The organism is Streptomyces sp. Ru72 (assembly GCF_002920635.1).
Taxonomy (GTDB): Bacteria; Actinomycetota; Actinomycetes; order Streptomycetales; family Streptomycetaceae; genus Streptomyces.
Genome location: NZ_PQSR01000003.1, coordinates 86,704 through 105,749, shown reverse-complemented (window position 1 = coordinate 105,749; position 19,046 = coordinate 86,704). Strand labels below are relative to the sequence as shown.

Here is a 19,046-nt window from a genome sequence, read left to right as displayed (position 1 = left end):
ATCCTCGCGCAATGGAGCCGTGATGCCCGAAGCCGTCATCGTCTCGACCGCCCGTTCCCCGATCGGCCGTGCCTTCAAGGGCTCCCTGAAGGATCTCCGCCCGGACGACCTCACCGCCACGATCATCCAGGCCGCCCTCGACAAGGTCCCCGCTCTGGACCCGAAGGACATCGACGACCTGATGCTCGGCTGCGGCCTCCCCGGCGGCGAGCAGGGCCACAACCTCGGCCGTATCGTCGCCGTGCAGATGGGGATGGATCACCTCCCCGGCTGCACCGTCACCCGGTACTGTTCCTCCTCCCTCCAGACCTCCCGCATGGCCCTGCACGCCATCAAGGCCGGCGAGGGCGACGTCTTCATCTCCGCCGGCGTCGAGATGGTCAGCCGCAGCGTCAAGGGCACCTCCGACGGCCTTCCCGACACCCACAACCCCCTCTTCGCCGACGCCGAGGCCCGTACCGCCGCCGTGGCCGAGTCCGAGGGCGCCGAGTGGCACGACCCGCGCGAGGACGGCCTGCTGCCCGACCCGTACATCGCGATGGGCCAGACCGCGGAGAACCTGGCCCGGCTCAAGGGCGTCACCCGCGAGGAGATGGACGAGTTCGGCGTCCGCTCGCAGAACCTCGCCGAGCAGGCCATCGCCAAGGGCTTCTGGGAGCGCGAGATCACCCCGGTGACCCTCCCGGACGGCACGGTCGTCAGCAAGGACGACGGGCCGCGGCCCGGGGTGACCCTGGAGGCCGTGGCCGGCCTCAAGCCCGTCTTCCGGCCCGACGGCCGTGTCACCGCCGGCAACTGCTGCCCCCTCAACGACGGTGCCGCCGCCCTGGTCATCATGAGCGACACCAAGGCCCGGGAGCTGGGGCTCACGCCGCTCGCGCGGATCGTCTCGACGGGTGTGTCCGGCCTGTCCCCCGAGATCATGGGCTACGGTCCCGTCGAGGCCAGCAAGCAGGCCCTCAAGCGCGCCGGCCTCACCATCGACGACATCGACCTCGTCGAGATCAACGAGGCCTTCGCCGCCCAGGTGATCCCGTCCTACCGCGACCTGGGCATCCCGCTGGAGAAGCTGAACGTCAACGGCGGCGCCATCGCCGTCGGCCACCCCTTCGGCATGACCGGCGCCCGCATCACCGCCACCCTGATCAACTCTCTCCAGTGGCACGACAAGCAGTTCGGCCTGGAGACGATGTGCGTCGGCGGCGGCCAGGGCATGGCCATGGTCATCGAGCGCCTCAGCTGACCTCCGCCCGCGCCGCCCGCGCGACGGCCCGGAGCTCGCCGCTCCCAGGATCCGGCAGAGCTTCGGGCCTTTTTGTAACCCAATCTCCCCCAGGATGTGACCTATCTCCCTCCGAAGGGTATTTCCGCAGGTCGCAGGGGCCCTCCTGGTAAACATCGAGGGCCACCTCATGTCCGTTTCGTGACGTTACGCACTGACAGCTGGTTAGTCCGCCCTTCAAGCTGATGTAGGAAGTCGGGGGCCGACCTTGAACCAGGAGTACGTCAGTGAGCGCCATGCCGATAGCTCTGCTGCTCACCACCGCCGCGACCGCGGGCGTGGGCGTCGCCGTCCTGCGCAGCGTGCGGGCACTGCGCCGGCAGGTCGCGGCCCTGCACGCAGAACTCGCCGAGAGCCGTGCCGTGCAGGTGCGCGGGCTGGTGCCCGCCGCCCGCACCGCCGCCGACGCGGAGGAGATACGCGCCGCCGTGGCCGAGGCGCTCGCGGAGGAGCGGGAGCGCGAGCTGGCCGAGGCCCGCGCCTTCTGGGCCGCTCAGGAGGCCCGGGACATCGCCGACGCCCCCACCCTGTTCGGCCTGCCCGACAACGAGCTCTTCCTGCCCCGTCCCGCGGACTTCGCCGGCCTGGAGCACGACAGCCTGGAACCGGTGACCGAGGCCGGCGCCGACGAGACGGAGTTCCCCGGGGACTCCCCCGAACTGGCCGCCGCCCGCCGCCGTCACCCCTCGCACCCCGACTTCGTCCCGACCCCGTCCCCCGTCACGGGCGACCACGAGCGCACGGTCGCCTGCCTGGAGAGGCTGGCCGACGCCGGCACCGAACTCGCCGACGTCCGCCCGGGCCCGCTGGGCACCCTGGACGTGTACGTCTTCGCGGACGGTACGACGCTGTGCATGACCCCCGGCCACCGCGAGACCGCCGAGCGCCTGGCTGCGGCCCTGACCGCCGGCCACAGCCCGTTCCTGCTCGGGGGCTCGGGCCTCTCGGGCGCCTACGCCCTCACGTTCGCGTGCGGCGAGGAGACCGTCTACGTCCTCGCGGACCGCGTCATCGCGTCCCTGTAGTCAACGCGACCACGCCACCACGCCCTCACGTCGCAGCAAGGGCCGCGCCGGGGTGCGGGAATCGGCCGTACCGCCCAGGCGCGTTCCGGTGTCCGCTCGACCCCGGCGCGTTGTGGTGCCTCCTCACACCCCTGCGCGCTTCTGCGCCTCCTCCACCAGCGCCACGGCCTGCGCGAGCTCCCTCTCGTCCCGCAGGACGATGGCCAGATCATGCCCGGCGACCGTGATCTGGTCGGCGGCAGCGAACATGCCCGCGTCCGGCATCTCCCGCGGCTGGGCCGAGGGGTCCTCCAGAAGCTGGGCGCGACGGGCCAACTCCCTGGCGAGAGCGAGCGCTTCGGCCGCCGCGCCCCGTTGCAGCCGGCTCTGCGGAGCGGCCCGCAACCGGTCGGCGAAGTGATCCACGGCCCGGGTCAAAGGCGTCGTATCAAGCACGCGGCGAGCGTACGCGTCGCGGCAGCACTGTTGCCAACGGGCGAACACTCAGGCACGGTGACCTGAAGGACCGGCTTCATCGAGTGCGTCCGGAGGCGCCGATGTCCCAAGTCTTCTCCGAGGAGACCCATCGCAATCTGCTCGCCCGCATCCCCCACTGCACCGGTCGTGAAGTCTCCGACTGGCTGCGAACCGTCGACGAAGGCCCCGCTCTCTGCTTCGAGGAGAAGGTCAGCTGGCTCCGGCACGAGCACAATCTCGCGTACGGCCACGCCAAAGCGATCATCCACGAGTACGACCTGAGGAGGGCCGCGCGCAAACTCATCTGAGCCGCGCACAGTGAAAGGGCCCGTGAACCACGGTTCACGGGCCCTTCAAAGGTGCCGGGAGCGCCGCCGGAAAGGATCCCGGAGCGCGCCGCGGCGACTAGTCGTTGCTACTGAAGATCGCGACGAGCCGCAGCATCTCCACGTAGATCCACACCAGGGTCATGGTCAGGCCGAACGCCGCCAGCCACGCCTCCTGGCGCGGCGCCCCGTACGCGATCCCGTCCTCGATCTGCTTGAAGTCGAGCGTCAGGAAGAACGCGCCGAGCAGGATCGCGATGACACCGACCAGCGCGCCCAGCGGGCCCATGCTGCGCAGCCCGCCGTCCGGCGCGACGCCGAACGCGACCAGCAGCAGGTTGACCGCCATGGTCAGCACGAAGGCGATGGCGATGGCCATGCCGATCCGGGCGTACCGCGCGGTGACGCGGATCCAGCCCGCCTTGTAGACGAGCAGGGTGGCACCCGAGACCGCGATCGTGCCGAGCACGGCCTGGAACGGTGCGCCGTTCCACTGCGCGTTGTACATCTCGCTGATGACGCCGAGGAAGACGCCCTCGAAGGCGGCGTACCCCAGGATCAGCGCGGGCGACGGCGTGCGCTTGAAGGACTGCACCATCGCCAGGACGAACGCGACCAGCGCGGAACCGAACGCGAGGCCGAAGCTGGTGGACGAGACCGGCAGCAGCGCCCAGGCGAGAATCGCGCCGACGGCGACCGTGCCGAGCGTCATCGCCGAGCGCATGACGACGTCGTCCATCGTCATCCGGCCGGGGGCGGCCGGGGCCTGCGGCGGGGCGCCGTACTGCGTCTGCTGTCCGTACGGGTCCTGCGCGTAGGGGTTCTGCGCGTAGGGGTTGCCGCCCGCGTAAGGGTTCTGCGCGTACGGGTTGCCCTGCGTGCCGACGGCGGCTCCCCCGGCCTGCGGCGCGGTGTTGAAGCCCGCGTAGCCGTTGTCGCGGCTGAACCCCCCGTCGCGAGAAGACCGGGTTGCTGCTCCTCATTTCACTCCTCCATGACCACCCTGCGTGGCCTTGGCTCAAGAGTAATAGACAGGCAAAGAATTGGCCGTACTGCTTGAGGAGGATCTTCCCCTCCTCATCGCACGCAACACGCTACGCGTTGGTGTGATTCCCGGCGAGGATGCGCCTCACCCATGACGAAGCCGGTACAGAGTCGAGACCGGCCGCTGATCATCCGGGCGAGCGACCAGAGCCTTCTTCGCCCGGACAGGTGACGCCACCCGCGTCACCCGTACGCCGGCCCGCGGGCGTCGTCCCCCCCGGACGTCACCCCAGCGGAAAGCCCGTGTACCCGTCCGCGAGGTCGGCCTCGGCCGCGCGCGAGGTGGTGAGCCGTTCCAGCCGGGCCAGTTGGACGCGGTCGTCGAACGGCGTGGCATCCGGGGCGCGGTGCAGCAGCGTGGTCATCTCGTACGAGAACCGCTCGGCCTGCCACACACGGCGCAGACAGGTCTCGGAGTAGGCGTCGAGCAGCTCGGCGGAGCCGGTCTGATGCCGGTGCGTCAGCGCCCGCGCGAAGGTGACGACGTCGCCGACGGCGAGATTGAGTCCCTTGGCGCCGGTGGGCGGCACGATGTGGGCGGCGTCCCCGGCGAGGAACAGCCTGCCGTGGCGCATCGGTTCGTGGACGTAACTGCGCATCGGGGTCACCGACTTGGAGGCGATGGGACCCCGGGCGAGTGTCCAGCCGTCGGCGGTCTCGAAGCGGCGCTCCAGCTCGTCCCAGATCTCCTCGTCGGCCCACTCCTCGGCGTCCGTGCCCTCCGGCACCTGGAGGTAGAGCCTGGAAACGGACGGGGAGCGCATGCTCAGCAGGGCGAAGCCGCGGTCGTGGCGGGCGTAGACGAGTTCGTCGTGCGAGGGTGCGACATCGGCGAGGACGCCGAGCCAGCCAAATGGGTACGTACGTTCGAAGACGCGGGACAGTCCGGCGGGAACCGCCTTGCGGGACACGCCCCAGAAGCCGTCACACCCGACGACGTACTCGCACTCCAGGACGTCCTCGCTCCCTTCGTACCGGAAGCGCACCCGCGGGTCGTCGCCCTCGGCGCCCTCGACGGCGAGCGCCTCGGCCTCGAACAGCAGCGGGCCGCCCTCCTTGAGCTGGAGCGCGATGAGGTCCTTGCAGACCTCGGTCTGCGCGTACACCATCACGGAGCGGCCGCCGGTGAGCGCGGGGAAGTCGACGCGATGGCGGCGGCGCGCGAAACGCAGCTCGATCCCGTCGTGCCGCAGTCCCTCACGGTCCATGCGCTCGCCCGCCCCGGCCGCCCGCAGCACGTCCACGGACCCCTGCTCCAGGATCCCCGCCCGCTGGCGCCGCTCGACATAGGCCCGGTCGCGGGCCTCCAGCACGACGGAGTCGATGCCGGCGTTGTGCAGCAGCCGCGCGAGCAGCAGCCCGGCGGGTCCCGCTCCGATGATGCCGACGGTGGTACGCATCCGACGCCCCTTCGCGCTCGCGGATCCCCGGTCGCCGCCGAGTCCGGTCCCAGTATCGTCCCCGCATTGTTCGCGTAGTGAAAAGTATTTCACCACTCTCGCAAGAGTCTCGGGCCGCACGGCCCACCTGTCAACGACTGCTGCCCGCCTTCCTTCCGAGGCACAGCTCGTCCATGACCGGGGTACTCGGTACGCCGGCCGGCGAAAAGGCCCTCCGGCCGAGCGGAACTGTCGCGACCGGGGGCCGCCCCGAAAGCCGTTCGGCTCATCAGCGGTGGTGGGCCGCGCCGGCCGTGCCCAAGGTGGAGCTGACAGGGGCCTGGGCAGGGAGCGACGGTCGGGAGGACGCGGTGGTACTCGATGAGGTCCAGCTGCTCAAGGCTGGGGAGCAGCGGCTCGAGGACATCTTCTGCACGAGTCCGCCCGGCGGGATCCCGAGGGGTCCGCTGGAGGGCACGGCGATCCTGCCCTGGGCGGGATCGGTGGGAGCCCGGTTCCTCGCCGTGTTCGTGAGCCTCGGCCTGTGGCGGGGCAAGGTCTTCAGTCCGGACGGCCATCTGAGCAACCGGTTCACGCCCCTGGACGTGCTCGCCTTCATCGCGAAGGTCTCAGTGGGGCCGAGCCGGCTGGACGGCAAGGACTGCATCGTCGTCGACTACTCGCGGACGTCCCTGCTGGCCATGGGTGTACGGGACGAGGTGCGCCAGGTGGCCCCGAACCTGTATCTGGGACTCGTCTGGCTGTTCGGTCACAAGGTCGGCTGGTTCTCACTGCGGTTGCCGGGAGCGGTGACCACGAAGCCCGCGACCCACCTCGACGAGACGTACCTCTGACCCCGCGCCCCGAGTGCCACCTGCCCGCACAGCCGGCGCCCGGCCCGGCAACGAATGGCGATGACGTCCTCGCGGCCGGCCGCCGGTGACGCCAGGGAAGTGCCCGGAGCCGGACTCGAACCGGCACGCCCGCGAAGGGGCAGCGAGGTTTAAGCTCGCCGTGTCTGCATTCCACCATCCGGGCAGGCCTGGGCTCCGCATCGAGCGGTCCGAGCCTATCGGGACGCATCCCTCGAACAGCGGACCCGGGACGCGATGTTGTCTTATTTTATTGACGTCTGAGGGTGCATCAGCACCCGGTACGGTCCATCCGCACTTGCCAATAGCCTTTCGGGGAAGCGCGGCCCTTGTATGCGAAATGACGGAATTTCACCGCCCTGAAGGAGGGGCGATGAAGCGATTCCACTTCGGGTGAACAACCGCTTTCCCCACTCGGCGGCTCAGGGGCCCGTGTCATCCCCAGGTATGACGCGGGCCCCGGCGGTCCGACCGAAGGCTGCCCCGGGAACCGGAACAGCGGCTGACTCCACGGCGGCGGCGCGCCGCGACGATGGGACATGTCCTCTTCGCCGTCGCCTTCCCGACAGGAGCAGCTCCCGTGACCAGCACCTCCCTCGCCGACCGGACCACCGCGGTGGCCGCCCGCGCCACGGACCTGTCGAAGGTCTACGGTCAGGGCGAGACCCAGGTGGTGGCCCTGGACCGGGTCACCGTCGACTTCCAGCAGGCCCAGTTCACGGCGATCATGGGGCCCTCGGGCTCCGGCAAGTCGACGCTGATGCACTGCGTCGCCGGGCTCGACTCCTTCTCCTCCGGTTCCGTGCGCATCGGTGACGTCGAGCTGGGCGCGCTGAAGGACAAGCAGCTCACCAAGTTGCGGCGGGACAAGATCGGGTTCATCTTCCAGGCGTTCAACCTGCTGCCGACGCTGACCGCGCTGGAGAACATCACCCTTCCGATGGACATCGCGGGCCGCAAACCGGACAAGCAGTGGCTGGACATCGTCATCCAGATGGTCGGCCTGTCGGACCGGCTGAGCCACCGGCCCGCACAGCTGTCCGGTGGTCAGCAGCAGCGCGTGGCGGTGGCACGGGCGCTCGCGTCCAAGCCGGACATCATCTTCGGCGACGAGCCCACCGGGAACCTGGACTCCCGTTCGGGCGCCGAGGTGCTGGGCTTTCTGCGCAACTCCGTACGGGAGCTGGGACAGACGGTGGTGATGGTCACCCATGACCCGGTGGCGGCGGCGTACGCGGACCGGGTGATCTTCCTGGCGGACGGACGGATCGTGGACGAACTGCACGGGCCGAGCGCGGAGGGGGTGCTGGACCGCATGAAGCGGTTCGACGGGAAGGGCCGCACCAGCTGACCCTGCTGCGCCCCGCTCCGGTGGCGCCCCCGACCCACGATCGGCCTGTGATCTCCCCAGACCCCGATCGGCCTGCGGCCTCGTCCTCGAACTCCCCCGAGCTCTGTGAGCAGGGGCCCCCGGGACGGGCTGGACCACCAGCAAACCAAGCCCTGGACAGACACATGTTCCGTACCGCCCTGCGCAACGTGCTCGCGCACAAGGCCAGGCTGCTCATGACCGTGCTCGCCGTGATGCTCGGCGTGGCGTTCGTGTCGGGCACCCTGGTGTTCACCAACACCATCTCGAACGCCTACCAGAAGAGTTCCGCCAAGGGCTTCGACCACGTGGACGTGGCCATCCAGCCCGAGAGCCGCAACGACACCGGCGACACCGTCGGCAAGGAGCCGAAGCTGACACAGGCGCTGCTCGACAAGGCCGCCGAGGTGCGCGGCGCCGACAGTGCCGTCGGGGTCGTCAGCGGCTTCACCGCCGTCGCCGGCAAGGACGGCAAGCTCATCGGCAGCGGCTTCCAGTCCCAGGGCGGGAACTACTGGGGCGACAAGGACCCGCGGTACCCGCTCGTCAGCGGGCACGCGCCGAAGGGGCAGGACGAGGTCCTCATCGACTCCCACACCGCGCAGCACGCCGGCTTCGAGGTCGGGGACACCGTGCGGCTCTCCATCGACGGGCCCGTGCTGACACCCAGGATCGCCGGCATCTTCACCACCGACGACGGCAACGTCGCCGCCGGAGGCAGCCTCGCCCTCTTCGACACGGCGACCGCCCAGCGGCTGTTCCACAAGGCCGGCTCGTACGACGAGATCGATGTGAAGGCCGCCCCGGGGACCAGCCAGACCGCGCTGCAGGACGCGGTCGACGCCATCCTGCCCAAGGACGTCGCCTCCACCACCACCGGCAAGCAGCTCGCCGACGACCAGGCCACGCGGATCGCCGATCAGACGAGCAGTCTGCGCAGCTCGCTGCTGGTCTTCGCGGGCATCGCGCTGTTCGTCGGCACGTTCATCATCGCCAACACCTTCACGATGCTGGTCGCCCAGCGCACCAAGGAGCTGGCGCTGCTGCGGGCGGTCGGCGCCTCCCGACGCCAGGTCACCCGGTCCGTGCTCATCGAGGCGTTCGTGGTCGGCGCGGTCGCGGCCGTCACCGGGCTCGTCGCCGGCATCGGCATCGGCGCGGGCCTGCGGTCCCTGATGGGCAGGCTCGGTGGCAGCGTTCCGGACGGGCCGCTCGTCATCTCCCCCGGCACGGTCGCCACCGCCCTCGCCGTCGGCATCCTGATCACGATGCTGGCCGCCTGGCTGCCCGGCCGCCGCGCCGCGAAGATCCCCCCGGTCGCCGCGATGAGCAGCGTCCACGCGAAGGCCACCACCAAGTCCCTGGTCCTGCGGAACACGCTCGGTGCCCTGCTGGCCGCCGCCGGCGTCGTCACCGTTGTGTACGCCACCACGTTGGACGACACCTCGGACGCCCAGGCCCCGATGGGCCTCGGCGCGGCCCTCCTGGTCGTCGGCGTCTTCGTCCTCACGCCGCTGCTGTCCCGCCCGCTGATCGCGGCCGCCGCGCCCGTCCTGCGCGTCTTCGGTGTCGCCGGCAAGCTGGCCAGGCAGAACTCGGTGCGCAACCCGCGCCGCACCGCGGCCACCGCCTCCGCCCTGATGGTCGGCCTGACCCTGATCACCGGTCTGACCGTGATGGCGGGCAGTCTGCAGAGCGCGATCGACAAGATGGCGTCCTCCGCGATCAAAGCGGACTACGTGGTGTCCATGGCGAACCGCTACCCGCTCTCTCCCGACGTCGAGAGGACCCTGAAGTCGACCGAAGGCGTCACCGCGACCAGCCCGCTGCGCAACGCGCCCTCCCGCATCGACGGACAGACCGAGTACCTGACCGGCGTGAACGGCGCCACGATCGGCGAGCTGACGGACCTGAAGCTCGACGAGGGCACCTTCACGGTCGGCGGCACCCAGGTGGTCGTCGACGCCGACACCGCCACGTCCCACCACTGGACGGCCGGATCCCGGTTCACGGTGTCGTACGAGGACGGCAGGAAGCAGCAGCTGACGATCGCGGGCGTCTACCAGGGCACCGAGATGATGCGCGGCATCATGCTGGACAACGCGACGCTCTCCCCGCACCAGAGCGACCCGTCCGACATGCAGGTGATGGTGAAGACGTCCGGCGGCGCCTCCTCCTCGGCCAAGGACCGGCTGGTGAAGGCCCTCGGCGACAACCCGGCCATCGAGGTGCAGGACAAGAAGGACATCTCCAACAGCGTCGCGCAGGTCTTCACGCTGATGCTGAACATCCTCTACGGCCTGCTCGCCATGGCAGTGATCGTCGCGGTCCTCGGTGTCATCAACACCCTCGCCATGTCCGTCTTCGAGCGTGCGCAGGAGATCGGGATGCTCCGCGCGATCGGCCTGGACCGCAAGGGCATCAAGCGGATGGTCCGTCTTGAGTCCCTCGTCATCTCGCTGTTCGGCGGGGTGCTCGGCATCGGGCTCGGAGTGTTCTTCGGCTGGGCGGCCGGTGAGCTGCTCGGCACCAGGATGGCGACGTACGAACTGGTCCTGCCCTGGTCGCGGATGGCCCTGTTCCTCCTGCTGGCCGCGGTCGTCGGCGTCCTGGCCGCCCTGTGGCCGGCCCGGCGCGCGGCGCGCCTGAACATGCTGACGGCGATCAAGTCGGAGTAGCGGCACGTGCGCCGGGGCCCCGTTCCGCGTCGGAACGGGGCCCCTTCGTCGTACGGGCGGGACTCACGCGCCCCAGGTGCGTGCCCGCAGTGGCATCCCGGACCCGCCCGAGTCCGGTGTCCGCACCGCGAGGACCTGGTTGACGCCGATGCGGTTGCGCTCGAAGGCCAGGGCCGAGGCCGCCATGTACAGGCGCCAGACGCGGGCCCGGCCGGGGCTGGTGAGCGCTTGCGCCCGCACCCACTCGGCCTCCAGGTTGGCGACCCAGCGACGCAGGGTGAGGCCGTAGTGCTCGCGCAGCGCCTCCACGTCCCGGACCTCGAACCCGGCGCGCTCCAGCTGGGTGACCGTGGTGCCGATGGGTGCCAGTTCGCCGTCGGGGAAGACGTAGGCGTCGATGAACGCGTCGACCGAGTACGCGGACTCGTCCTGCTCGGGGCGCCGGGCGATCTGGTGGTTGAGCAGCCGCCCGCCGGGCTTGAGCAGGGCGTGCAGAACGCGGGCGTACTCCAGGTATCTCTCCGCGCCGACGTGTTCCGCCATGCCGATGGAGGAGATGGCGTCGTAGGGGCCGTCGGCGACGTCGCGGTAGTCCTGCACCCGGATCTCGACGCGGTCGGTGAGGCCCTCGTCGGCGACCCGCTTGCGGGCGTAGGCGGCCTGCTCCTGGGAGAGGGTGACGCCGACGACGCTCACGCCGTGCTCGCGGGCGGCGTGGACGGCCATGGAGCCCCAGCCGCAGCCGACGTCGAGGAGGCGCTGACCGGGCTTCAGGTCGAGCTTGCGGCAGACGAGTTCCAGCTTGTCGCGCTGGGCGTCCTCCAGGGTGCCGTCCGGCGACTCCCAGTAGGCGCAGGAGTACACCATGGACGGGCCGAGGACGATCTCGTAGAAGTCGTTGCCGACGTCGTAGTGGTGGCTGATGGCGCGCTTGTCGGTGCGCCGGGTGTGCAGGTGGCCGCGGACCCTGCGGACCTCCTCGCGGGGCGGCGCGGGTGGTGGGAAGGGCCCGGCCAGCTTCACGAGGCCGCGGACGGCGGCGCGGACGTCGGGGTCCCGGAGCGCCTGGGTGAGGGTACGGGCGTCCTCTCCGCGTTCCCAGATCAGGCCGGCCATGAGGTCGAGGGTGGTGTACAGGTCGCCGTCGATGCCCAGGTCCCCGGCGACCCAGGCGCGGGCGAGGCCCAGTTCGCCCGGCTTCCACAGCAGGCGGCGCAGGGCGCGGCGGTTGCGCACGACGAGGGCGGGAGCGCCCGGAGGCCCCGCCTCGGAGCCGTCCCAGGCGCGGAGGCGCACGGGGAGCGGGGCTCCCAGGATCTGTTCGACGAGGCTCTTCAGCCGCAGCGCGGCGTCTGCCATGGTGCACACCTCCGTGACGGGGGATCCCGGAATGTCCGACACCACGTAAACATCTGCGGGGCTCGGCCGCAGTCCCCCGTTGGCGTTACGGCTGTGCAAAATGCCTGTGCACTCCGCGAAGGGGCGCGGGCCCGGCTACGCCGAAGGGGCCGCCCGCACCACGGATGGCGGGCGGCCCCTTCGGGCGCTGTCGGTGACCGGGGGTCAGGAGGCCTTGGCCTTCTGCTCCGACTTGGGCGCGGCGGCGACCGGGGCCGGCTTGGCGGCCTCGTAGAACTCCTCGCGCGGAGACTCGATCGCGCCGAGCGAGACGACCTCGCGTTTGAGGAACATGCCCAGCGTCCAGTCGGCGAAGATGCGGATCTTCCGGTTCCAGGTCGGCATGGCCAGACCGTGGTAGCCGCGGTGCATGTACCAGGCGAGGCGGCCCTTGAGCTTGATCTTCATCTTGCCCATGACGATCATCGCGACGCCCTTGTGCAGGCCGAGGCCCGCGACCGCGCCCTTGTTGGCGTGGCTGTAGTCCTTCTGCGGGAAGCCCCGCATACCGGAGACCACGTTGTCGCCGAGCACCTTGGCCTGGCGCAGCGCGTGCTGGGCGTTGGGCGGGCACCAGGCGTTCTCCACACCGGCCTTGCGGGCGGCGAGGTCGGGCACCTGGGCGTTGTCACCGGCGGCCCAGATGTAGTCCGTGCCCTTGACCTGGAGCGTGGGCTCGCAGTCGACGTGACCGCGCGGGCCGAGCGGCAGGCCGAAGCGGGCCAGCGCCGGGTTGGGCTTGACGCCCGCGGTCCACACGATGGTGTTGGAGTCGACCTCGAGGCCGTTCTTGAGCACCACGTGGCCGTCGACGCAGGACTCCATGGAGGTGGACAGGTAGACCTCGACGCCGCGGCCCTCGAGGTGCTCCTTGCCGTACTTGCCGAGCTTGGGGCCGACCTCGGGGAGGATCTTGTCGGCGGCGTCGACGAGGATGAAGCGCATGTCCTCGCGGGACACGTTCTTGTAGTACTTGGCCGCGTCCCGGGCCATGTCCTCGACCTCGCCGATGGTCTCGGCACCGGCGAAGCCGCCGCCGATGAAGACGAAGGTGAGCGCCTTGCGGCGGATCTCCTCGTCGGTCGTGGAGTCGGCCTTGTCGAGCTGCTCGAGAACGTGGTTGCGCAGGCCGATGGACTCCTCGATGCCCTTCATGCCGATGCCCTGCTCGGCGAGGCCGGGGATCGGGAAGGTGCGGGAGACCGCGCCGAGCGCGATGACCAGGTAGTCGAAGGGCAGCTCGTACGCCTCGCCGACGAGCGGGGCGATCGTGGCGACCTTGCGGTCCTGGTCGATGGTGGTGACCCGACCGGTGAGGACCTCCGCCTTCGGCAGCACGCGTCGCAGCGGGACGACGACGTGCCGGGGGGAGATGCTGCCGGCGGCGGCTTCGGGGAGGAAGGGCTGGTAGGTCATGTACGAGCGCGGGTCGACGACCGTGACGGTCGCCTCGCCGTAGCGCATCTTCTTCAGAATGCGACGAGCTGCGTACAGGCCTACGTACCCACCGCCTACTACGAGGATCCTGGGACGCTCCGTGGTGCTCATGCCATCGAGTATCCACCCGCCTCAGGGGGGTGGCTCGTGCGCCCCTTCACAAGCTTGGGTGGGGTATCTGCTACACTCCGCCGCCCACGTGACCCACGTCATGGTCCCCGGTAGTGCGGCCCGGGGGGAACTGTCCGTTGTCAAGGCCGCGTGAGCTGCCCTTCCGGGTTCGGAAGCGCCCCACCGGTGCTCCGCGCAGGGTCCCTCCGAGCCCCTGAGGACACCCTTCGACGCGCTCGTGCGAGCAGCCTCCAAGACCCCATGAGCCACACGGACGGCCCAACGGCCGCGAATCGTCGCCCAGCAGGGGCGTTTCTCTTGTGAAGAACTTCACGAAGTTTTCTGGCGGCGCGTCGGCCGGGAGCCGGGAAGGCCCCCGGGACCTCGCTCATACGTTACCCAACCTGCTCAACAGAGGCTACCGACGGGTAGGAAAATCTCGCCATGAGGACACGTGAGGGCCCGTCAGGGTGGCGGCGGGAGGGAGGAGTCGGGCTCCGTGGGGCCGCGGGGCGCGGAGCGGGGTCGCGGCCGCTCGGGGGCCTGGGGGCGACCCTGAGGACGACTCGCTGAGCGCGGGCTCATGTGCGCGCCACCGGGCACAGCCGACTTCGCGGGCACAGGGCCCGTCGGCGGCGAGCCCTCGCCGTAGGACCACGCGGAAGATCCGGGAGGGGACACGGCGCCGGCGTCGGCCACCGCGCCGGTCGACGACCGCCCTACCCGCTCCGCGGCGCCGTCCGGGAGCCGCCCCCTGGGGTCGAGTTCAGGGGGCGGCGGTGGTTACGCGATCGACCAGGCGATGCCGTCGAGGATGTCGTGTTCGCTGACCACGACCTCGGTCGCGTCGATCCGTTCCATGATCGCCAGCAGTACGAGGGCGCCCGCGCCGATGACGTCCACGCGGCCCGGGTGCATCGACGGGATCGCCGCGCGCTCGGCGTGCGTGGAGTGGAGCAGCGCACTTGTGATCTCCCGCACCCGGTCGCGGGAGATCCGGGAGTGGTGGATCCGCGTCGAGTCGTACTCCGGGAGGTCCTGGGCGATCGCCGAGACCGTGGTGACCGACCCCGCGAGACCCACCAGCGTGTGTGCCTCCCGCAGCGGAACCGTCTGCTCCGCCAGGTCCAGCGCCGCCTCGATGTCGGACCGTATGGCCGCGATCTGCTCCTCGGTCGGCGGGTCGGTGACCACCCCGCCCCGAACGAGGTGCCGCTCGGTCATACGGACGCAGCCGATGTCCACGGACCGCGCGGCGCGCACATGGCCGTCGCCGACGACGAACTCCGTGGAGCCGCCGCCGATGTCGACCACCAGGAACGGCGTGGCCAGATCCGTACGGCCCATCAGCTCCCGGGTCGCCCCCGTGAAGGAGAACTCCGCCTCCTGGTCGCCGGTGATGACCTCCGGCTCGACGCCGAGGATGTCCACCACCCCACGGACGAACTCGTCCCGGTTCTCCGCGTCCCGGGAGGCGGACGTGGCGACGAACCGGATCCGCTCGGCGCCGTGCTCCTTGATGACCTCGGCGTACTCCCGGCAGGCGGCGAACGTGCGCTCCAGCGCCTCGGGCGCCAGACGTCCGGTGCGGTCCACGCCCTGCCCCAGCCGGACGATGGTCATCCGCCGGTCCAGGTCGACCAGCTCACCGGTCGCGCCCGCGCCCGAGGCGCTGTCGGACACGGTCGCGTCCGCGACCAGGAGCCGGATGGAGTTCGTACCGCAGTCGATGGCGGCGACCCGCGTCACTTGGCGTCCTCCTCGGAAACGGCCTCGACCTCCACACACGAACCCTTGCGCCACCACTCCGGCAGCATCGCGATCGCCTCGTCGCCGAGCGGGTTGACGCCCGGTCCCGCGGCCAGGGAGTGCCCCACGAGGACGTGCAGGCACTTCACCCGGTCCGGCATGCCGCCCGCGCTGGGGAAGCCCTCCAGGACCTCGATGGCGTCGCGGCGGGCGATGTAGTCCTCGTGCGCGGCACGGTAGGCGGCGGCCAGTTCCGGGTCCGTGGCCAGGCGCTCGGTCATCTCCTTCATGACGCCGTCGGCCTCCAGCGTGCCGATCGCGGAGGCCGCCTTCGGGCACGTCAGGTAGTACGTCGTCGGGAACGGAGTGCCGTCGGGGAGCCGCGGCGCCGTCTCCACGACGTCCGGCTGCCCGCAGGGGCACCGGTGCGCGATCGCGCGCAGCCCGCGCGGCGGGCGCCCGAGTTGCTGCTTGACGGCCTCGACGTCCGCGTCCGTCGGCTCGGTGCGCGGGGTGGGCGGCGGAGGGGTTTCCATGGCTCTCTTTCGGGCTGTCTTTCTCATGGGTGCGTCGGGGTGCGTCCGGGTGCGTGACGGGCGCGTCAGGGCGTGGTGCGCTCACCGGCCGGACCATCGGCCCTGTCCGCCGCGTCGGCCCTGTCCACCCCGTCCCAGAGGCCGGCGTACCAGGGGCGAACGGCCGTCGCCCGGTCCGCGCGCGAAGGCTTCGCCGCGTCCGGGTCGATCACGATGTAGCCGGTCTCCCCCGGCATCACATAGTGCAGCCGCTGCCGGATCTGCTGCTCCGCGTAGGCGTCGTCCTGCCAGCGCGCCTTCAGGTCGCGCAGTTGTTCGACGCGCTTGCGGGCCTCCCCCTGCTGCCGCTCCAGGTCGGCGATCTCGCCGCGCTGGGAGACGTACTGCCGCATCGGGTAGGCCAGTGCCACGATCAGCGAGCACAGGACGAGGGCGAGGAGCGCGGCCCGGCCGGTGAGCCGGGAGCGGCGGGCCTGGCGCCGGGTCTGGGAGCGGTAGACCCGCGCGGCCGTCTGCTCGCCGAGCAGCCTGAGCCTGGTCGCGGTGGAGAACCGGTCGCGGTCCTTCCCGGCCATGTCTCCCGCCTCCCCTTCACACGCGCGTACGTCCCCGCACACGGTACGGGACCGAGTACGGGGACGTATGTACGACCGGCCAAGCCTTGCTCGGGCTTGTACCTGCGGCTTGCCTCGTCTCAGCCCTTGAAGCGCGGGAAGGCCGAGCGGCCGGCGTACACCGCGGCGTCGTCGAGGATCTCCTCGATGCGCAGCAGCTGGTTGTACTTGGCGACGCGCTCGGAGCGGGCCGGGGCGCCGGTCTTGATCTGGCCGCAGTTGGTGGCGACGGCCAGGTCGGCGATGGTGACGTCCTCGGTCTCGCCGGAGCGGTGGGACATCATGCACTTGAAGCCGTTGCGCTGGGCCAGCTCGACGGCGTCCAGGGTCTCGGTCAGCGAGCCGATCTGGTTGACCTTGACCAGCAGGGCGTTGGCGGCGCCCTCCTCGATGCCGCGGGCCAGGCGCTCGGGGTTGGTGACGAACAGGTCGTCGCCGACCAGCTGGACCTTGTCGCCGAGCTTGTCGGTGATGACCTTCCAGCCGGCCCAGTCGTCCTCGAACAGCGGGTCCTCGATGGAGACGAGCGGGTAGGCCGCGACGAGCTCCTCGTAGTACTCCGTCATCTCGGCGGCGGAGCGCTCCTTGCCCTCGAAGAGGTACTTGCCGTCCTTGTAGAACTCGGAGGCGGCCACGTCGAGCGCGAGCGCGATCTGCTGACCGGGGGCGTAGCCGGCCTCCTTGACGGCCTCGAGGATCAGGTCGAGGGCCTCACGGTTGGAGCCGAGGTTCGGGGCGAAGCCGCCCTCGTCGCCGAGGCCGGTGGCCAGGCCCTTGCTCTTCAGGACCTTCTTCAGCGTGTGGTAGACCTCGGTGCCCCAGCGCAGCGCCTCGGAGAAGGACTCCGCGCCGATCGGAGCGATCATGAACTCCTGGATGTCCACGTTGGAGTCGGCGTGCGAGCCGCCGTTGAGGATGTTCATCATCGGCACCGGCAGCAGGTGCGCGTTCGGGCCGCCCAGGTAGCGGAACAGGGGCAGGTCGCTGGCCTCGGAGGCGGCGTGGGCGACGGCGAGGGAGACGCCGAGGATCGCGTTGGCGCCGAGGGAGCCCTTGTTGTCGGTGGCGTCCAGGTCCATCATCGCCTGGTCGATCAGGCGCTGTTCGGTGGCGTCGTAGCCGACCAGCTCCGGGCCGATCTGCTCGATGACGGCGAGGACGGCCTTCTCGACGCCCTTGCCCTGGTAGCGGTTGGGGTCACCGTCGCGGAGCTCGATGGCCTCGAAGGCGCCGGTGGAGGCGCCAGACGGGACGGCGGCACGACCCGTGCTGCCGTCGTCGAGGCCGACCTCGACCTCGACCGTGGGGTTGCCTCGGGAGTCCAGGATTTCCCGGGCTACGACGACGTCGATGGACGGCACGAGCATCTCCTTCTTGGATGTGACGCTGGAAGTGCGGGGCTGTCTGCCTTGCGGCTGTGCCTTGCGACTAGAGCCTAACCGCCCCGGGCTGTCGGCCGGCCTACCGACCGTCCCGTGGACAGGGTGACGGTACACATTGTTCCCGCTCGGAACAAAGACCCGGGGAAGGGTCCGGTGAAATTCGCGTGGCCGGGCAGGGAACGGTCCGGGCAGCGAAGAGGCCGGACAGGGAACAGACCGAGCAGCGAAGAGGCGCCGGGCAGCCAAGGGGCTGGACAGCAAAAGCCCCGCTCCGGTGCGTACGGGGGAAAACGCACCGGAGCGGGGAGTCCGTGGGGACGGGGGCGGGCCCTCCCGGGCATGACCCCCGCATCGGGAGTCATGGCCGGGAGGGGCCTGTGACCGGGCTACCGGGTGGCCGTCACTTCAGGTGCAGCTGCTGGCCCGGGTAGATCAGGTCGGCGTCCTGGATGATGTTCTTGTTCAGCTCGAAGAGCTTCTCCCAGCCGCCCCGGACGTGGTGGCTCGCGGCGATCGAGCTGAGGGTGTCGCCCTTGACCACCTTGTACTCGCCGTCGCCCTTCTTGACCTTCTGGCCGGTCGGGGTGGTGACGGTCTTCTGCGGCGCCGGGCGCTGCGCGGAGCGGTTGGCCGCCGACTGCCCGGTCGAGCGGGTGGTGGCGCTCTTCTTGGTGGTGCTCTTCGCGCCGCTCGAGGAGCCGGCGGCCGCGGAACCGTTGTACGCGGCGTTGGTCAGGCCCTTGCCGCACACCGGCCAGGCGCCCTTGCCCTGGCCCGCGAGGACCTTCTCGGCGACGGCTATCTGCTGGCCCTTGGTGGCCAGGTCGGCCCGGGAGGCGTAGGCGGTGCCGCCGTACGCGGCCCAGGTGGAGTTCGTGAACTGCAGACCGCCGTAGAAGCCGTTGCCGGTGTTGATGTGCCAGTTGCCGCCGGACTCGCACTGGGCGACGGCGTCCCACTGGGCGGCGGTGGCCGCGGAGGCGTTCCCGGCCGCGAGGAGCGGGCCGGCGATGGCAGCGCCGGCGACACCGGCGAGCGCGACGGCACGGGTGGCCTTGGACGGGCGGCGGTGCTTGCCGTTGCCGGAACACAGCATGGTTCGTTCCCCTCACCGACGCCTGCGAGGTGAGCTGTCGGGTTCGGGCCGGTTGAGTTGCCCGGCCGTGCCCCTTGCGGGACACGGCTTCACCCCGAGCCGCTTCCGGTCAACTCCCGGACGCGGCGCCTACCTTGGGTCCCCCGCTCCTGCCTACGGCGCTTGACGCGACGACTGTTCCCGTACGGCCGCTGGCAGGATTCGGCGTTGCGACCGCAGGGGCTCGCTGTGGCGAGCGATCACGACCGTAAGCAGTCGATCGCCGGAATTTCAAAGACGATCAGGGCTTATG

15 protein-coding genes, 1 tRNA gene, 1 pseudogene and 1 riboswitch are annotated in these 19,046 nt (G+C 70.5%); of the genes and pseudogenes, 6 read left to right on the top strand and 11 right to left on the bottom strand.

Annotation, left to right across the window (positions count from 1 at the left end):
- Positions 1-22: 22 nt before the first annotated feature.
- The gene (locus C3488_RS02620; protein ID WP_103837643.1) at positions 23-1,243 is read left to right on the top strand and encodes an acetyl-CoA C-acetyltransferase; all 1,221 of its coding nucleotides are present in this window, start codon (positions 23-25) and stop codon (positions 1,241-1,243) included.
- Between the two features lie 266 nt (positions 1,244-1,509).
- Entirely contained in the window at positions 1,510-2,307 is a 798-nt protein-coding gene (locus tag C3488_RS02615; protein WP_103837642.1) for a hypothetical protein, read from the top strand.
- Between the two features lie 123 nt (positions 2,308-2,430).
- On the opposite strand, the gene C3488_RS02610 is transcribed toward C3488_RS02615, so the two are convergent.
- Positions 2,431-2,742: a hypothetical protein gene (locus tag C3488_RS02610; protein ID WP_181138853.1), complete on the bottom strand. Its 312-nt coding sequence runs from the start codon at positions 2,740-2,742 to the stop codon at positions 2,431-2,433.
- 101 nt (positions 2,743-2,843) lie between these two features.
- Between C3488_RS02610 and C3488_RS02605 the strand changes: the two genes are divergently transcribed.
- On the top strand, positions 2,844-3,071 hold the full coding sequence (locus C3488_RS02605) for a DUF4287 domain-containing protein (protein ID WP_103837699.1): 228 nt from the start codon (positions 2,844-2,846) through the stop codon (positions 3,069-3,071).
- Between the two features lie 97 nt (positions 3,072-3,168).
- Here C3488_RS02605 and C3488_RS02600 read toward each other — a convergent pair.
- Both C3488_RS02600 and C3488_RS02595 read right to left on the bottom strand, forming a co-directional pair.
- Positions 3,169-4,072 (bottom strand): annotated as a pseudogene (locus tag C3488_RS02600) (Bax inhibitor-1/YccA family protein).
- Positions 4,073-4,357: 285 nt separating this feature from the next.
- On the bottom strand, positions 4,358-5,533 hold the full coding sequence (locus tag C3488_RS02595) for a 4-hydroxybenzoate 3-monooxygenase (protein ID WP_103837641.1): 1,176 nt from the start codon (positions 5,531-5,533) through the stop codon (positions 4,358-4,360).
- 350 nt (positions 5,534-5,883) lie between these two features.
- Between C3488_RS02595 and C3488_RS02590 the strand changes: the two genes are divergently transcribed.
- On the top strand, positions 5,884-6,366 hold the full coding sequence (locus C3488_RS02590; protein WP_103837640.1) for a hypothetical protein: 483 nt from the start codon (positions 5,884-5,886) through the stop codon (positions 6,364-6,366).
- Positions 6,367-6,466: 100 nt separating this feature from the next.
- Here C3488_RS02590 and C3488_RS02585 read toward each other — a convergent pair.
- A tRNA-Leu gene (locus tag C3488_RS02585) sits at positions 6,467-6,550 on the bottom strand.
- A gap of 366 nt (positions 6,551-6,916) precedes the next feature.
- Here C3488_RS02585 and C3488_RS02580 point away from each other — a divergent pair.
- Together C3488_RS02580 and C3488_RS02575 are read left to right on the top strand one after the other, a co-directional pair.
- Positions 6,917-7,735 carry an ABC transporter ATP-binding protein gene (locus C3488_RS02580; protein WP_374955393.1) on the top strand — a complete coding sequence of 273 codons (819 nt, stop codon included), beginning with the start codon at positions 6,917-6,919 and terminating at the stop codon, positions 7,733-7,735.
- A gap of 164 nt (positions 7,736-7,899) precedes the next feature.
- The gene (locus C3488_RS02575; RefSeq protein WP_103837638.1) at positions 7,900-10,431 is read left to right on the top strand and encodes an ABC transporter permease; all 2,532 of its coding nucleotides are present in this window, start codon (positions 7,900-7,902) and stop codon (positions 10,429-10,431) included.
- Positions 10,432-10,494: 63 nt separating this feature from the next.
- Here the strand turns inward: C3488_RS02575 and C3488_RS02570 are convergent, their stop codons facing one another.
- From C3488_RS02570 to C3488_RS02540, 7 genes are all read right to left on the bottom strand, one after another.
- A complete protein-coding gene (locus tag C3488_RS02570; protein WP_103837637.1) occupies positions 10,495-11,790 on the bottom strand; it encodes a cyclopropane-fatty-acyl-phospholipid synthase family protein in 1,296 nt (431 codons plus the stop codon).
- Positions 11,791-11,994: 204 nt separating this feature from the next.
- Complete coding sequence (locus tag C3488_RS02565) at positions 11,995-13,377, bottom strand: NAD(P)/FAD-dependent oxidoreductase (protein ID WP_103837636.1); 1,383 nt, start codon at positions 13,375-13,377, stop codon at positions 11,995-11,997.
- Between the two features lie 783 nt (positions 13,378-14,160).
- Positions 14,161-15,126, bottom strand: coding sequence for a Ppx/GppA phosphatase family protein (locus C3488_RS02560; protein ID WP_103837635.1), 966 nt, complete (start codon positions 15,124-15,126; stop codon positions 14,161-14,163).
- Entirely contained in the window at positions 15,123-15,662 is a 540-nt protein-coding gene (locus C3488_RS02555) for a DUF501 domain-containing protein (RefSeq protein ID WP_103837634.1), read from the bottom strand. The genes C3488_RS02560 and C3488_RS02555 overlap by 4 nt, the downstream gene beginning before the upstream one ends.
- A 65-nt stretch (positions 15,663-15,727) precedes the next feature.
- Positions 15,728-16,237, bottom strand: a complete 510-nt coding sequence (locus C3488_RS02550) for a septum formation initiator family protein (protein WP_181138852.1) — start codon at positions 16,235-16,237, stop codon at positions 15,728-15,730.
- Between the two features lie 119 nt (positions 16,238-16,356).
- Positions 16,357-17,643, bottom strand: coding sequence for a phosphopyruvate hydratase (gene eno, locus C3488_RS02545; RefSeq protein ID WP_103837632.1), 1,287 nt, complete (start codon positions 17,641-17,643; stop codon positions 16,357-16,359).
- 415 nt (positions 17,644-18,058) lie between these two features.
- Entirely contained in the window at positions 18,059-18,754 is a 696-nt protein-coding gene (locus C3488_RS02540) for a transglycosylase family protein (RefSeq protein WP_103837631.1), read from the bottom strand.
- Positions 18,755-18,758: 4 nt separating this feature from the next.
- A riboswitch (cyclic di-AMP (ydaO/yuaA leader) is annotated at positions 18,759-18,925 on the bottom strand.
- Between the last annotated feature and the right edge of the window lie 121 nt (positions 18,926-19,046).

Bases quoted from the DNA above. Each gene is read 5' to 3' on its own strand.
- C3488_RS02620 (WP_103837643.1), top strand. From the start codon at position 23: ATGCCCGAAGCCGTCATCGTCTCGACCGCCCGTTCCCCGATCGGCCGT.
- C3488_RS02605 (WP_103837699.1), top strand. From the start codon at position 2,844: ATGTCCCAAGTCTTCTCCGAGGAGACCCATCGCAATCTGCTCGCCCGC.
- C3488_RS02595 (WP_103837641.1), bottom strand. From the start codon at position 5,533: ATGCGTACCACCGTCGGCATCATCGGAGCGGGACCCGCCGGGCTGCTG.
- C3488_RS02580 (WP_374955393.1), top strand. From the start codon at position 6,917: ATGGGACATGTCCTCTTCGCCGTCGCCTTCCCGACAGGAGCAGCTCCC.
- C3488_RS02575 (WP_103837638.1), top strand. From the start codon at position 7,900: ATGTTCCGTACCGCCCTGCGCAACGTGCTCGCGCACAAGGCCAGGCTG.
- C3488_RS02570 (WP_103837637.1), bottom strand. From the start codon at position 11,790: ATGGCAGACGCCGCGCTGCGGCTGAAGAGCCTCGTCGAACAGATCCTG.
- C3488_RS02565 (WP_103837636.1), bottom strand. From the start codon at position 13,377: ATGAGCACCACGGAGCGTCCCAGGATCCTCGTAGTAGGCGGTGGGTAC.
- C3488_RS02555 (WP_103837634.1), bottom strand. From the start codon at position 15,662: ATGGAAACCCCTCCGCCGCCCACCCCGCGCACCGAGCCGACGGACGCG.
- C3488_RS02550 (WP_181138852.1), bottom strand. From the start codon at position 16,237: ATGGCCGGGAAGGACCGCGACCGGTTCTCCACCGCGACCAGGCTCAGG.
- eno (WP_103837632.1), bottom strand. From the start codon at position 17,643: ATGCTCGTGCCGTCCATCGACGTCGTCGTAGCCCGGGAAATCCTGGAC.
- C3488_RS02540 (WP_103837631.1), bottom strand. From the start codon at position 18,754: ATGCTGTGTTCCGGCAACGGCAAGCACCGCCGCCCGTCCAAGGCCACC.